Here is a 14,805-nt window from a genome sequence, read left to right as displayed (position 1 = left end):
ATGCGATCGATTGGAAATTTAAATACATTTGTTAAGTTGGGAGGACGGGGGGACGGGGGACGAGGGGACGAGGAGACGAGGAGACGAGGAAAGATACTTTCACCCAGTCCCCCAGTCCCCCAGTCACATCTAGGCGACGGATTGACAGATGTAGCGATCTAGTTCGACTTCTTGGTGTTCGACTTGGGTGATGGCTTGCATGAGGATAGAACGAGCATCACCAGACTGCTCGAAGGAGCGCAGCCATTGTTGAGCGGTATTGCCCTCGCGGAGGAGCTTTTTGACGGGGGAGAGGAAACAGGAAAAGCCGCGTTGCTTGGCGAATGGGTGTACTTCTGCGTAAAGTTCTTCGATCCAGTCGTGGGCGGTAATCGATCGACCGTCTTGCCAGTGTTGTAGAGTGGCATCGAGACTAGATTTAGCGACTGCCATTTCGTTAGCATCGGCGAGTTCGACTAAATCTGACGCAGATAAACTACTCATCACTAACGGATCGAGATTGGGATCGGCGATGAGCTGCCATAATCTCGCCTCAATTAGGCTGGTAACCGCCAGTAAGGCGATCGGATCGATAATTAGGTCGCAGATTCTCAACTCTAGCCGATTGAGGTTGTAGGGGCGGCGATCGCCGTTAGGACGCACGGAAGACCACAGGTGACGCACATTTTGCATGGTCTTTTTGACTAATTGCTCGTTTACCCATTCAATGTGGTGGGCGTGACTGGCAAATAACGGTACGTGTTGGGGTGTTTTGGGGAATAGTCCCCAGCGGGTAGAGTGGTAGCCAGTCGGTGCGCCGTTGAGAAATGGCGAAGCCGCGCTTAATGCTAAATATAGTGGGGCTTCAACTCGTACCAACCGACAGGCGCGCATTAATAATTCAGGATCGCTAATGCCAATATTGATATGGACGCTAGCCGTAACGACGTTGGTACCGTAAGTCTGCTCGATGTAGGTATGATAGGGATTATTCGGATCGGAGCGATAAAAGGTATCGGTACCGCCTAAAGATAAGGTGCTACCAGGAATTAAGGTATAGTCGCCCAGCCCTTGGAGATAAGCTCGTAACTGACGGCGCGGCAATACTAGCGCACATAACAGTCGATCGTATGAAGTAAACGGTGCGGTGGTATATTCAACGTTGCGGCTATCCGGTTCGATAATAAACCCATCTAAATCTGCCACAATCCGATCGGATAAACCGACAATCTCTCCCTGGGGAGTACCCGTGTAGACTTCAATTTCAAATCCTTTGGAAAGTAGCATAGGAATTAGGCTTTAGGCTTTAGGTTTTAGGTTTTAGGTTCGATCGAGTTTAGAGCTTGGGAGCTAGTAGCTGCTTGTTATGGCTTGAGAATCGATACAGATCATCATAGCGGTTTTGTTTTAGCAATCTGCGATCGCAAGGCTCGATCTCAACCAGTAAATCTTAAACAGAAGGAGTAAATCCCGATCCTCTAATTCTTAAAGCCTAAAACCTAAAGCCTAAAGCCTAAAACCTAAAGCCTAAAATCTCTTCCCTATTGTCCAGCGATCGCCGATAATTGGAAACTAAGGTAAAAATCACAACGCAAGCAGCACGACATAAAATAATGGGAGCGATTTGGGAAATAGATTTTTACTCACGCCCGCTGGTAGACGAGCGGCAAAAAATAGTTTGGGAATTGTTGGTGTGTGAAAGTCCATCGACGACGGAACAGTCGCCTGAGAGCTTGTTTCGCTATGCACAGTATTGTCCGAGTGACAGCGTTAATTCGGTGTGGCTAGGAGAAACATTACAAGCAGCTATGCGCGAAGCTGGATCGTCGCCCCAGCGGATTCGCTTCTTTCGGCGACAGATGAATAATATGATTACCAAAGCCTGTAAGGATATTGGCATTCCCGCCGCAGCTAGCCGCAGAGCCATCGCCCTCCAACAATGGTTAGACGATCGTTTGGAGCATTTTTATCCCAACCAGCCCAACTATCAATTAACAACGACAGCATCCGTGCAGATGTTTTCCGATCCGCCCCAACCTTTACCCGCCGCTTTAATTGGCGATAAGTGGACATTTGCCAGTTTAACCGCCGCGCAATTTGCAGATATGAGCGAGTGGCAAATTGGATTTGGGGAGGCTTTCCCGCTTGAAATGCTGGGAGTGACACCCGACATGCAAATTCCTGGATCGATCGTTTATTCGCCCCGTGCGGTACCGATTGCTGCATGGATGTCAGGATTAGAAATAGTTGCAGTTCGGTATCAACCCGCACCAAAATCCAGATTATTATTAGAGACAGGAGCCACCGAAAGTTGGATTCTCGCCAGCCTCGATGGTGCGACACAACAAGAAGCCGCCCGATTTGAACTGAGCAAACAACAAGCCAATGGAGTCCACTTTATTGCGGTTCAATCTTCCCCCGACAGCGAAGAATTTGCCGGATTTTGGCTCTTATACGAACCAGTTGAGAGGTCTTAGGTATTAGGTATTAGGTTTTAGGTTTTAGGTTTTAGGGTGGAAAGTGAATAGTCAATAGTCAATAGCAAACTTTCGGAATAATTTTACTCCTTACTCCTTACTCCTTACTTCTTACTTCTTACTTCTTACTTCTTACTCCTTACTCACCCCGTCCCCCCGTCCCCCAGTTTCCACATGGATATCGCCGAACAACTTTTAAATCTAGCTACCAAAGCGGGTGCGGAAGCAGCAGAAGTTTATCAAGCCAAATCCTTAGCCCGTCCGGTATTCTTTGAAGGTAATCGGCTCAAGCAGTTGGAAACAGCCCAAAGCGAAGGCATTGCCCTCCGGTTGTGGAAAGATGGTAAGCCAGGATTGGCAGTTGCTTATGGTGCCGTCGAGCCGCAGGTTTTGGTAGCCAAAAGCCTCGAATTATCGCAGCTAAATGAGATCGAAACGCCAGAATTAAACGGATCCAATCGGAATATCTATCCCGATTTAGGTCATACTATTCCGATCGAAGAATTGATCGAAATGGGCAAACTGGCGATCGATTTAGTGCGATCGGAATTTCCCGATGCGATCTGTAGCAGCCAATGGGATTGCGATATTGAAACCACTCGACTGGTAAATACACTGGGGCTAAATTGCAGCTACACCGACACCACATTAAGCGGCTATCTCGGCGTAGAGTGGATTCGCGGCGACGACTTTTTGAGCGTCGGCGATGGGCAAACCGAACGAGGTCATCTCGATCCGCAGAAAATCGCCCAGAGCGTACTCAAACGCCTCCAGTGGGCGCGAACCAATGTCAACCCGCCCATCGGCAGAGTGCCTGTCTTATTTACCGCCAAAGCCGCCGATATGCTGTGGGAAACAGTCCAAGCCGCACTCAATGGCAAACAAGTCATTGAAGGAGCTTCCCCGTGGAGCGACAAATTAAGCAAAAAAGTAGTCTCTCCCCTGCTGACGCTGACACAAGAACCCGATCGCGGCCCATTTAGTTGTCCCTTCGACGATGAAGGATCGCCGACTCGATCGCTGACTTTTATCCAAGAAGGCAAGCTCAAATTATTTTATGCCGATCGGACGATCGGGCGGAAGCTTGGTTCTGGCTCCACAGGCAATGGCTTTCGATCGGGTTTGGGCAGTTATCCCACCCCCGATTTGGTCAATCTGACAGTCGCACCCGGTAAGTTTAGTTTTCCCGAACTAGTCACACAGCTCGATTCTGGCATCATCATCGACCAAATTCTTGGCAGTGGGGCTGGCATGTCCGGCGATTTCTCGATCAATGTCGATCTGGGTTATCGGGTCAAAAAAGGTAAAATCGTCGGCAGAATCAAGGATACGATGGTCAGTGGCAATGTCTATAATGCTCTCAAACAAGTTGTCGCCATCGGCGCAGATATCGACTGGAATGGCCCCTGTCATACGCCATCGTTAATTGTCGATGGCTTGTCAGTGACGGGCAGGGGATAGGTTTTAGGTTTTAGGTTTTAGGTTTTAGGTTTTAGGTTTTAGGTTTTAGGTTTTAGGTTTTAGGTTTTGGAACTGCGTTCCTTACTTTTTACTTCTTACTCCTTACTTCTTACTCCTTACTCCTTACTCCTTACTCCTTACTCCTTACTCCCCTTGATGAGCTGGAAGGCGGACTTTAAACAAGCTACCTTCACCAGGATTAGAAGTCACCGCGATCGTGCCTGAGTGAGTGGTAACGATCCGAGAGACTAGGTGTAGCCCCAAACCGCTTCCGGCTTGGCGGTGTTTGCCAGTTCGGAACCGTTCAAAAATATCTTTTTGCTCTTCTAGAGACATCCCCAACCCAGTATCGCGAACGTCGATCGAGATCCAACCATTGATTGCGGTAGTATCTTCGTCGGTGGCGGGTTCAAAATCTAATTTAACTTCGACAGTGCCAGTATCGGTAAATTTGAGAGCATTGCCGATTAAATTAGCGATCGCGCGGCGAATTTCGTGGCAGTCTCCCAATACTTTGAGCGATTCTGGCTCTGAGAAATCGCTAATTGCATCGAGCGAAATCGATTTGTATTTAGCTAGGGGTTGCAGTTCTTCGATCGCAGAATGGATAATTTCCCACATGTCGCACTTAGTAAAAGTTAGATCTTTGTGCCCAGATTCGTAGCGGTTGACTTCGAGGATGGTGTTTACTAGCTGTAAGAGATTTTGGTTGCTGCGATCCATCGCCTCTAAAGCTTCGTGCATTGACGGCGAGAGCGGACAAAAGGCTTCTTGCTCGAATAGCTTAAACATGATATTTGCGGCGACTAGTGGCGTTCGCAAGTCATGGGTAAGGTGAGAGATAAAATCTTCGCGCTGGAGATTTTGAATGTCAATTTGTTTGCGCTGTTGTTCGAGATCGCGGTTTTGCTGCAATAGCAATGCGTTTCTTAACTGAATTTGCTTGTTCGTTTCGACGGCTTCGCGTTCGGCTCGATCGATCCTAATGGCATTTCGCAAAATTTGAGCCAAGGCTGCTGGCGCGATCTGCGATTTGGGCAGATAATCGATCGCACCTGCTTTCATCAGCTCGACAGCAATTCGTTCGTCACCTTGTCCGGTGAGTACGACTAAGGGGTGTTGAACCTGAAGTTCGCGGGCAGTTTTAACCAAAGTCAGCCCATTGTTGTCGGGGAGTCCGTAGTCTACAAATGTACAATCATATAGATTTTTACTCAATAAATCGATCGCTTGGGCGCAAGTTTCGGCTTCGTCAATTTCTATAGACACTCCAGATTGAGTCAGGGCGCGGCGCACGGACATGCGATCGATTTCATCGTCATCGACAATTAAGATTCTTAGTAATTCTTCCATTTGATTAGGGATATGACGATCGTAACTAATTTAGAGGTAGGAGATGGGAGATGGGAGATGGGAGGTTGGAGATGGTGTTACCCCCCCAACCCCCCCTTATAAAGGGGGGGCTTTGCTCCCTCCCCTGTCTTGTCTCGCTTCTATGCGGAGGAAACCTCCGCAGAGCGAGCCGCTTTATAAGGGGAGGGTTAGGGTGGGGTACAGGGACTACGCATCATCTCTAATAGACTTGTGTATACGCAGCAACTCAAATACTATGGCGGTATAGATCCCTTTGTTTCAAAAGGATCGATCGGTTTAGCTGGTGCCGATGCCAGATATAGAAAGTGGGTAAAAAAGGATCTGAGCCGATCGAAGTCGATCGCCCTTATTTAGAGAATAATGTAGAGTACTGAGTTATTAGGTCTGGCTAGAGGATTAACTTGAGGCAACCGATCGATAGATTTGTATAGATGCGATCGATTTGAGAGCTTAACTACCGATCGATCGGAAATAATTAAATTAGCTCATTTCACAGTGCGACCAATATTTATCGAGCGTAATCATCAGATCGACAAAGGTACTAAAAGTTACGGGTTTAAGAATGTAACCAGCCACATTGAAATCGTAAGCTTGGACGCGATCGCGTTCTTCGTTAGAGGTGGTAAGCACGACAACGGGAATATGCTTGATAGTTGAATCGGCTCGTAATTCATGCAGAAATTCGATTCCGTTCATTTTGGGCATATTCAGATCTAATAAAATCAAGCGTCGTTCGGCGGGAATTAGCGACGGTTCGCCCAGAGTGCCCCGCAGTATTGCCAGAGCTTCGATGCCGTTGCCAGCTAAGTAGAGAGGATTAGTAATATTTCCTTTTTTAAATGCCCTTTTCACGGTCATTACGTCTACTTCATCATCTTCTACTAGTAAAATATTCAACATGAGGTCTGAGATCGCTATACTTGGGTGTGACTACGTTCTTTATCGATAGCTGGCTGTTTGAGCCAAGTAAATCGAAAGATCGCCCCTTTGCCAGCTAATGATTGTAACTTAATTGTGCCTCCTTCGGCGGTAACGATTTTTTTGACAATCGCCAGCCCAGCTCCCACATTTTCTTGGAGATCGCGAGCTTGGAGGGTTTGAAAAATAGTGTAAATTCTGGTTTGATACTGAGGTTCTATGCCGTCGCCATCATCGGCGATCGCAAACTCATAGCGATCGCCCAGGTCGAGTGCTGATATTCTAATTATACCCATTTTAGTGGGGTGGTGACGGATGGCGTTGTCGATTAGGTGGTTGAAGACCTGTTCGAGTGGTTGTTGCCGCGTCTGGATCGTGGGCATCGGCGAGACAATCTCGATCGCAAATGTAGCTGGTGGAGCGAGATTTTGAATAACTTTTTGTAATAATTCCTCGACATTGACGGTAGTAATTGGAAAGTGAGTGCGCCCGACGCGAGAATATTCGAGGAGGCTATTGAGGAGAGCTTGCATTCGGTAGACGCGACGGCGAAGCAATTGCATGTGCGATCGGGTTTCGGGCGATAGGCAATCGACCAGATCTTCTTCGATCCATTCGGCGAGGCTGGCGATCGCTCGGAGGGGTGCTTTGAGGTCGTGGGAGGTAATATAGGCAAACCGATCTAATTCCTGATTGCTATTGTTCAGGGAGAGGTTGGTGGCGATGAGAGAGTTGTTAAGAGCGGCCATTTCCATCGCTTTGGCTTGAAGTTTGGCGGCGGTTTGCTGACGCTCGGTAATGTCGCGGACGATCGCGATCCGGTCGTCGTCGAGTTCGATCTGGTTGAGGGAAATTTCGATGGGGAAGAATTCGCCATTTTTATGCTGTCCCATTGCCTGGAAGATCTTGCCGAGCGGGTCGAGAGTGGGAAGAGCTAAGGGTGAGTAAAAGAGCAGCTTTTGGGTATCTTCGTCGTCTTGGCTCAACAGGCGTTGCCAATCCCAGCCGACGACTTCGGCTTCGGTGTAGCCAAACATGTCGGTTGCCGCCTGATTGAAGGTTTCAATCTTGCCGTGGGAGTTGATGACGATCGCGCCATCGACGATATTGCCTAAGATCGCCTGAACTAAGCTGCGACTCTCGCGGAGACTGATTTCACGATTGCGTAATTCTTGGGCTAATTCGCGAATCAACCGGATCGAGACAGCCGTGCCAATTAGGCTCAGGGCGATGCCATACCACATGGCACTAACGTTAAAGTCTTGCTGCTCTGAGAGTACTTGCGCTCGCAGTACCATCATCCGGTGTTCTTCTGCTTCAAACCGAGCGATCTCCGTCCGAAAGCGATCCATGATTTGCTTACCCACTAACAGCCGCTGGGTATCGACTGGCTGCTCTAAAACGGCGCGAGTGTTAACATCAGCGATAATCGTTTTGAGATGGTTCATGTTTGCCTGTGCGAGTCGGGCGACCGTTTTGGCTTGTCGTTTCTGCTGGGGGTTATCGCTAACTAGTCGCTCTACCTGCTGGATCTCTGGCTGAAGGTTCTTGACCGCCAGATCGTAAGGTTCGAGAAATAACCGATCGCGGCTGATATAATAACCCCGGACTCCAGTCTCGGCATTGAGAACGCTAATCAGCGCATTCTGACTTTTAGCTAAGACTTGATTGGTATGCTGTACATCTAATTGCGCTTCGACCATCCGTTGGCGCAGCAAAGTATAAACCACCACCGCTCCCAGCAGACAGGCTAATGGAATCGAAATTGCCACCGTTGCACGTCGTTCGATCGGGAGCTGATGCCAATAGGTTTGTAACTTCTGCCAAACAGATTTCATTAAACGTTTTAAATAACAAGGCTAAATTAGTCGCCAATGGTGCAAAATGCTTACGCTAGGCTAATTATAATGTAAGTCTGCCCAGCCTGTTTGGGAATGTTACCCGTAGTATCGGGTAAATCGATCGAGTTTGAGGTTTCGCCTTCGACTAGTTGGCTGGCTGGTTGTCTGCGGTGGCGATTCGGCAGAGCCGACGCTTCTGTTCGAGACGCGAAGCTGAACGCGATCGATCTCTACCATCCGGGCTTGCAAATTTGACAATTGCATCTATATCTCCTCTAAAAATAAGTTATTGTTGTAGTTAGATTGAATTAAACTGCGGTGCGGTGACAATATTTTTTAATTAAGTTCGATCGCTTTCTATAGTAGACTGTTAAATTAAATTAAATGTCTCTAAATTTTATTTTATCAATTCAAAGGTTGTCTATTTATGAATGATATCCGCGTAGTTTTGATTGAAGATCATGACGTAGTGCGAATTGGTTTGCGGACTGTATTGCAGATTCAAGCTGGGATTCAGGTAGTTGGCGAAGCCAGTAATGGCACACAAGGCTTACAGTTAGTTAAAACAACGCCTGTAGATGTAGCGTTAGTAGATGTAGGATTACCAGGGATCGATGGGATTGAATTAACCCAGCAATTCCGGAAATTTCAACAAGAACACCCAGATTCAACTACCAAAATCATCATGTTAACGATGCTCGGTAGTGAAGAAACCGTACTTGCTTCCTTTGCTGCTGGTGCCGATTCTTACTGTATGAAAGATATCGGGATCGAACAACTCATCGAAGCAATTCGGATGACACATACGGGCAATGCTTGGATCGATCCGGCCGTTGCGAGTATCGTCCTCCGCCAAATGAAAACCAGTATCGTTAAACCTATATCTCAGAAACAAACGATCGAAATTAGGTCTTTAGAACCCGAATACGAGCAGGTGTTAGCTTCCGATCCGGTGACCGATCGCGAACGCGAGGTACTAGAGTTAATGGTGGCTGGTTGCACTAACGTCGATATTGCCGCGCGATTGTACATCACAGTCGGAACTGTGAAAACTCACGTCCGAAATATCTTAGCCAAGTTATGTGCCGATGACCGGACAGAAGCGGCTGTGAGAGCATTGCGATCTGGAATCGTTCATTAGGTGTTAGGTGTTAGGTGTTAGGCTTTGGGCTTTAACTAAGGATGATTAAAACCTAATACCTAATACCTAATACCCCCTACACCTTGAGATCGATCTTTAAATTAGGCAATCCCTCCAACTTTTCTAACGGTTGGATCTCTTCAACTAGGGGTGCATACACCGTCAGACCGCCGGGAATGCATTCGACTTCGATCGGGGTTGTGCCGATGACTTCGCCGTCTAGTACGACCTTTTGAGGTGGGGTCGCGGTAACTTTAAAGTTTTTCGACCGCAGGAAGCCGACATCATCGCGCTGGGATGCCATGCCGCGCAGGGTCGAACTGAGCAGCTCGAACGCCGTCGCGATCGCGACTAGGGGCGTAGCTGGGGCGACGATTGTTAAATCGAGCATTCCATCATCGAAGATCACTTCCGAGCCGCCTTGAGCCAAGATTGACGTAGCTGGAGCGGCATTCGCGATCGTAATGGCAGCGGCAGAAACGGCAATAGTTTTATCTTCTAGTTCGATTTCGACTTCAAACTGTTGGAGATTGCCGATTTGTTTGAGTCCGGCTAAGATATACGCCAGCATTCCAAACCGATTTTTGGCATTGCGATCGGCTAAATTTACCGTCTCGGCTTCAAAGCCGATCCCCGCGAGGAGTACCATCGGTAAGCCATTACACCGCGCCATATCGACTGTTTGGGTATTGCCACCAACGATCGCTTCACAAGATTCGGGGATTGTGGTAGGCAGATCGAGAGCATTGGCAAAAGCATTAGCAGTCCCGCGTGAGATGATTCCCAGCGGGATATTTGTACTCATTAAAGCGGCTGCTACTGCCGAGAGCGTTCCATCGCCGCCAGAAGCGATAATGGCTTCGGCTCCACGTTCGATCGCCTCTTTTGCTAGTTCCCCCGGTTCGCATTCGGCGGTAGTTACTACCACTTCTAAATCAATGGTGGGACGCAGTAAAGACTCGATTTCGGCAAGATCGACATCGGGGTCGCCTTGTCCGGCAACTGGGTTAAAAATTAAACAGGCTTTAAGTGTCATGAGCGATATCTTCTGTAGGTGAACTGAATGATGGTTCGGAGATTTTGTGGATGACTTCCAAAATTACTTGTGGATCTGTCGCTTGTTTCATAAGTTCGGCTTCTTCGTCGTTACGATTTCTGACATTAGGTAAATCGGTACGGAGTTCTTCGATTAAGGAAATTAATTTAGCAATCTTTTGTTCGGTAATTAAATTGAGTTGCAGCATCAGATGAGAGCGTTCCTCGCTGACCTTTTCTTGACGATTTTCATATACTAATACCCCAGTAGAGATAAATAACGATGCTAAATCTAACCATTGTTCGCGCAAATCGAATTGTGGAAAGCTAGTAGGTAAGATTTTTAAATCTACTAAATGACCACAGATTTCCCAAATTGCAAAGAATCCGATTTGAAAGTAGAGAAATTCGGGTCTACCAAAGATACTGACAATTTTTTCTAAGACCCGTTGGGCGGCGGTGGCTTGCGCTTGGTAGCGTTCTTGATGATGGGTAATTGCTTCAATATTTTTAATTATTTGTTCTGGGATCAGATCTTCGATGTCGGTGTCGCTCTGAGTAATTGAGGTGACAATTGAGTCACCACCATCCGCAAAAGCTGACTTACCAATAATCGATCGAGTATCGATAATAATATTTTTATGATTATTTTTCATCTTTAGAGCGGGGAGCGGGGAGGATGGGGAGATGGGAGATGGGAGACGAAGATGTGCGTGGATAAATCCCCTCCTCGGAGCTACCGTGTAGACACAAGTCTGGAGCAAAGCGAAAACCCTAGAGATCCCCCTGCTTGATGCGCACCAAGCGGGGGACTTCCGGATCCGGTTCCCCCCTTTTGAAGGGGGGCTAGGGGGGATCTAGATCTCCAAACGAAGCAACAGCCTCCTCGGAGGGGTGCCCGTAGGGCGGGGTGGGTTCCTCTGCGTCTCGCAAAATTCAAAATCTTGTTAGGCTCAATCCGCAGCCGTCTAGGCGGAATTATGTTGAATTACCTCTAAAATTGCTTGAGGGTTGGTAGCTTGTTTCATAATTTCTGCTTCTTCATCATTCCGATTTTTAACATTGGGTAAATCGGTGCGGAGTTCTTCTACTAGCGAAATTAGTTTAGCAATCTTTTGCTCGGTAACTAGGTTAACTTGCAGCGTCAGATTCGAGCGTACTTCCTCGGCTTTTTCCTGATGGGCTTGGGCGATTAATACCTCGGTAGAAATTAGCAATGAAGCCACTTCTAACCCGTGCAGGTCTAAATGGAACTGCGGAAAGTTCTTGGCAATCAGATTGCGTTCGGCTAAATTAGTGCAACCGATCCAAACTGCAAAAAACCCGATCTGAAAGTAGAGAAATCCGGGACGAGCAAAAAAAGCGGCAATTTTATTTAAAACTCGCCGATCTGCGGTGATGCTTTGCTGGTGGCGATCTTGATGGATGGCGATCGTTTCAACGTTTTTGAGTACTTGTTCGGGTACAGCTTCGTTTACTGCTACAAATACATCAACATCGACATTGCCATTTTCTGGGGTGGCAATATTGATGGTAGATTTCTCGGCTGAGGCGGAATTACCAACTTCGATGGTGGTATTGTTTTCCATGTTGGGGTCAGAGGATAAAATATCTAAATGAGTAAGTTTGCATCTGCAACAACAATTAATCGATCCATCTGTGGCAAGAACCGTTACAGGGAGAGGGGGAAAAGGAAAAATGCTTTTACCCCCTCGCCGATCGCCTAGAACTCTCTAATCTAATGCTAGCGCGTTAGCGAGCGAGTGATTCTTGCACCCAAACCGATACAGAGCCACCATTACAGCGAAACTCTGCCCAGCCGTCATCGTTAGTGACGATCGGATCTTTAACGTGTTCGGTGATATCTACATAAGTGCAATTTGGGTGTCCGATTTCCATCCATTTACCGCCGTCTGCGCCGTTAGTCAAAACTACAGCCACACCGCCAGGATGTTCCTCGTCGCCCAGCCGCGTCCAGCCGATCGTGCTAGGATGGTCGAAATAGTCGCGTTGTTCGCCGTAGGCATATTTTTGACGGGCGTACAGAAATTTGTCGATTAAGAACTGATGGCAATCCATCCAGATTTCGTAATCGTTCCCATCCTTATTGTCTTTGTAGTGCGCGCCATAATAATCTCCATAAAAAATACAGGGATATCCAGCTTCTCGTAGTAAAATCAACGCATAAGCTAGGGGTTTAAACCACGGCTCGACGATCGATTCGAGCGACTGGAGCGGCTGCGAATCGTGGTTTTCGACTAGCGTTACCGCTAGCGCAGGTTGATGTTGCACCAAAGTATTATCAAAAATTTTGGTCAGATCGTAATTTTCACCAGCTTGGCTGGCAACATGGAAGTTGTAGTGCAATGGTGCATCGAATAAACTGACTTTACCGTCGGTAGATTCGATAAAATGGTGGAGAGCATCCACCTCATACGACCAATATTCGCCAACTGCAAATAAGTCGCGCTTGGCATATTGCCGGACGTGTTCTAACCACTCCTGAAAGAATTCTGCCGATACGTGTTTGACAGCATCAAACCTAAACCCGTCGATATCGGTAGTATCGTAAATCCATTCGCCCCAATGTTTGAGTTCGCCGACAACTTCAGGATTTTCCATATCCAAATCGCAACCCATTAAGTAGTCAAAATTCCCTTTTTCGAGATCGACATTATCGTCGAATGACTTACCTTTGAGTAAATAGACAGCAGATGCATTACCATCATTGGCGTTATAGTCGATCGCATCAAAGTGCCACCAGTGCCATTCCATGCTCGAATACTTGCCATCGCGTCCGGGAAAAGTGAAGTGCGTCCACGCTTTAATGGTTTGATACTCCCCGACAGTCTGGTTGCGATCGTCCATACTAAACGGAGTCGCTTCAACATCTTCAGCTTCATCGGCACCCATTTTGTGGTTGAACACAACATCGGCATAAATCCGAATTCCGGCTGCCTTAGCAGTTTTAATCGCTTGGATATATTCAGCCTTGGTACCATACTTAGTCCGTACCGATCCCTTCTGGTCGAATTCGCCCAGATCGAATAAATCGTAGACTCCATATCCCACATCCATCCCGCCGCCAGTACCTTTATAAGCAGGTGGCAACCATAGCGAGGTAATCCCCGCTGCTGCTAATTCACTAGCTTTTTCTGCTACCTGATTCCACAGACTACCATCCTCTGGGTTATACCAGTGGAAGTACTGCATCATGACACCATTAGGGTCGGACATCCGATCTTGCTCCCACTATTAATAAGAAAAATTAAACCAAACTTATATATTTAATTCTCTCTGTATTTACAGGAGCTTGTCTATCAGGCATTCGAGACATTTATTAACTGTAGCTAACAAGCATATCTCTATCGATCGGTAGATTTATTCAGGTTTTTTATAGATCTAAAGACAGATGCTATCGATGGAGCTTTATGGCTAACGAATATTTCGGTTTCAACTGTCAATCTTATTTATTTTTTTCTCAATACTAGCTTAGATTTGAATTGCCGATCTATTGACGCTGCAATTACTGATGGTAATTCACATCGATATTAATCTCTGTCAATATAAATAGATTTCAATAAATTCCTTTATACCTAATGTATGTCGATTGAATGATGTAATTTGTAGTAGATCTGAATATAACTAGAAGAGTAGAAACTTTTCGGGTAAATAAATATATGAAATCGAGCTTGCTCTTAGCAGTTAAGATCGCCAGCGGCTTAACTCGAACTTTGTGCGGGTTATTGCTAATGCTCACAATCTGGCAGGGAACATTATTAACAGTCGATGCCGCAATCGCCGCTCCAGCGAGTGCCCTTAGTAATAGTCCCGCTAATATTGTCAAACAGGTTGTCAATCGATCGGAACGTAACTCAGACCGGATCGACCCAGCCATGAAAAAGAGCAAAGATCCGGCTAATGCGCTGCTCGATACCGCCGAAACTGGGGTCAAAATTAATGCCAATAAAGCCGAAAAGCCGATCGATGACAGCCCAGAAATTGTGAAAACAACATCAGAGCGTAATTCTCAACAAGCTGGAAAATTCTCGAAAAATCTGACTAAAAAGATTAAAAATATTCCTTAATTTTCTGTCACTCCGTTTCCAGCGGTAGATCCCCCCTAGCTCCCCTTTTGAAGCTATGCATTACCCACAGATCCACTCGAACCATCCAGGCGGGATAAGGAGTGGGAGCATTTAGGTAGGGGCAATGTCTTGTCGGTGCTTGGTTGATTTTCACGGTCGGGAAACCCGACCGAAAATCAATCCGCTTTTTTATTCGGGGGGAACCCCCGAATAAAACCGCCGCTTCATGAATTGCCCCTACCTAAATGACTAGCAATCTCCCAAACCATTACAATCATTGGATAATCTGTGGGTAATGCATAGCCTTTTGAAGGGGGGAACCGGATCCGGAAGTCCCCCGCTTGGTGCGCTTCACTGTCGGGGAACAAAGGACGGTGCGCGCATCCGCTTTTGAAGGGGGATTTAGCGGCTCCCGCTCGCCTTTGTTCCCCGACGGTTTAGGGAGACAAGACAGCGGCGGTTTTATGTCTAGGGTTCCCCCCGTTGGCGGA

The 14,805-nt window shown here is 47.1% G+C and carries 13 protein-coding genes; 4 read left to right on the top strand and 9 right to left on the bottom strand.

Translation table 11 applies throughout. The features are described from left to right. Positions 1 to 129: 129 nt before the first annotated feature. Entirely contained in the window at positions 130 to 1,266 is a 1,137-nt protein-coding gene (gshA, locus tag Q0R35_RS15240) for a glutamate--cysteine ligase (protein WP_295620112.1), read from the bottom strand. Between the two features lie 326 nt (positions 1,267 to 1,592). Between gshA and Q0R35_RS15235 the strand changes: the two genes are divergently transcribed. Both Q0R35_RS15235 and Q0R35_RS15230 read left to right on the top strand, forming a co-directional pair. Next, the gene (locus tag Q0R35_RS15235; protein WP_295620109.1) at positions 1,593 to 2,456 is read left to right on the top strand and encodes a Tab2/Atab2 family RNA-binding protein; all 864 of its coding nucleotides are present in this window, start codon (positions 1,593 to 1,595) and stop codon (positions 2,454 to 2,456) included. A gap of 174 nt (positions 2,457 to 2,630) precedes the next feature. Beyond that, positions 2,631 to 3,917: a TldD/PmbA family protein gene (locus Q0R35_RS15230; protein ID WP_295620106.1), complete on the top strand. Its 1,287-nt coding sequence runs from the start codon at positions 2,631 to 2,633 to the stop codon at positions 3,915 to 3,917. A 144-nt stretch (positions 3,918 to 4,061) separates the two neighbouring features. Here the strand turns inward: Q0R35_RS15230 and Q0R35_RS15225 are convergent, their stop codons facing one another. The 4 genes from Q0R35_RS15225 to Q0R35_RS15210 form a co-directional block, all read right to left on the bottom strand. After that, a complete protein-coding gene (locus Q0R35_RS15225; RefSeq protein WP_295620103.1) occupies positions 4,062 to 5,270 on the bottom strand; it encodes a hybrid sensor histidine kinase/response regulator in 1,209 nt (402 codons plus the stop codon). Positions 5,271 to 5,771: 501 nt separating this feature from the next. Next, positions 5,772 to 6,203 (bottom strand): response regulator, encoded by a 432-nt coding sequence (locus tag Q0R35_RS15220; protein ID WP_366944910.1) that lies wholly within the window; start codon positions 6,201 to 6,203, stop codon positions 5,772 to 5,774. A gap of 2 nt (positions 6,204 to 6,205) precedes the next feature. Continuing rightward, entirely contained in the window at positions 6,206 to 8,047 is a 1,842-nt protein-coding gene (locus Q0R35_RS15215; protein ID WP_295620097.1) for a CHASE3 domain-containing protein, read from the bottom strand. 99 nt (positions 8,048 to 8,146) lie between these two features. Continuing rightward, on the bottom strand, positions 8,147 to 8,314 hold the full coding sequence (locus tag Q0R35_RS15210) for a hypothetical protein (protein ID WP_295620093.1): 168 nt from the start codon (positions 8,312 to 8,314) through the stop codon (positions 8,147 to 8,149). A 163-nt stretch (positions 8,315 to 8,477) separates the two neighbouring features. Here Q0R35_RS15210 and Q0R35_RS15205 point away from each other — a divergent pair, with 163 nt between their 5' ends. Further along, the gene (locus Q0R35_RS15205) at positions 8,478 to 9,191 is read left to right on the top strand and encodes a response regulator transcription factor (RefSeq protein WP_295620090.1); all 714 of its coding nucleotides are present in this window, start codon (positions 8,478 to 8,480) and stop codon (positions 9,189 to 9,191) included. 76 nt (positions 9,192 to 9,267) lie between these two features. Here the strand turns inward: Q0R35_RS15205 and Q0R35_RS15200 are convergent, their stop codons facing one another. The 4 genes from Q0R35_RS15200 to Q0R35_RS15185 form a co-directional block, all read right to left on the bottom strand. Further along, positions 9,268 to 10,227: a YegS/Rv2252/BmrU family lipid kinase gene (locus Q0R35_RS15200; RefSeq protein WP_295620087.1), complete on the bottom strand. Its 960-nt coding sequence runs from the start codon at positions 10,225 to 10,227 to the stop codon at positions 9,268 to 9,270. After that, a complete protein-coding gene (locus Q0R35_RS15195) occupies positions 10,217 to 10,882 on the bottom strand; it encodes a DUF1003 domain-containing protein (RefSeq protein WP_295620084.1) in 666 nt (221 codons plus the stop codon). Before Q0R35_RS15195 ends, Q0R35_RS15200 begins: the two co-directional genes overlap by 11 nt. 312 nt (positions 10,883 to 11,194) lie before the next feature. Then, entirely contained in the window at positions 11,195 to 11,815 is a 621-nt protein-coding gene (locus Q0R35_RS15190) for a DUF1003 domain-containing protein (RefSeq protein WP_295620080.1), read from the bottom strand. A gap of 163 nt (positions 11,816 to 11,978) precedes the next feature. After that, a complete protein-coding gene (locus Q0R35_RS15185; protein ID WP_295620076.1) occupies positions 11,979 to 13,463 on the bottom strand; it encodes an alpha-amylase in 1,485 nt (494 codons plus the stop codon). A gap of 443 nt (positions 13,464 to 13,906) precedes the next feature. On the opposite strand from Q0R35_RS15185, the gene Q0R35_RS15180 reads away from it, so the two are divergent. After that, complete coding sequence (locus tag Q0R35_RS15180) at positions 13,907 to 14,314, top strand: hypothetical protein (RefSeq protein ID WP_295620073.1); 408 nt, start codon at positions 13,907 to 13,909, stop codon at positions 14,312 to 14,314. Positions 14,315 to 14,805 lie beyond the last annotated feature (491 nt).

The organism is Chamaesiphon sp. GL140_3_metabinner_50 (genome assembly GCF_025361915.1).
GTDB lineage: Bacteria > Cyanobacteriota > Cyanobacteriia > Cyanobacteriales > Chamaesiphonaceae > Chamaesiphon.
Note: the sequence above shows the minus strand (reverse complement) of the source record. Positions and strands in the feature narration are given on the sequence as shown.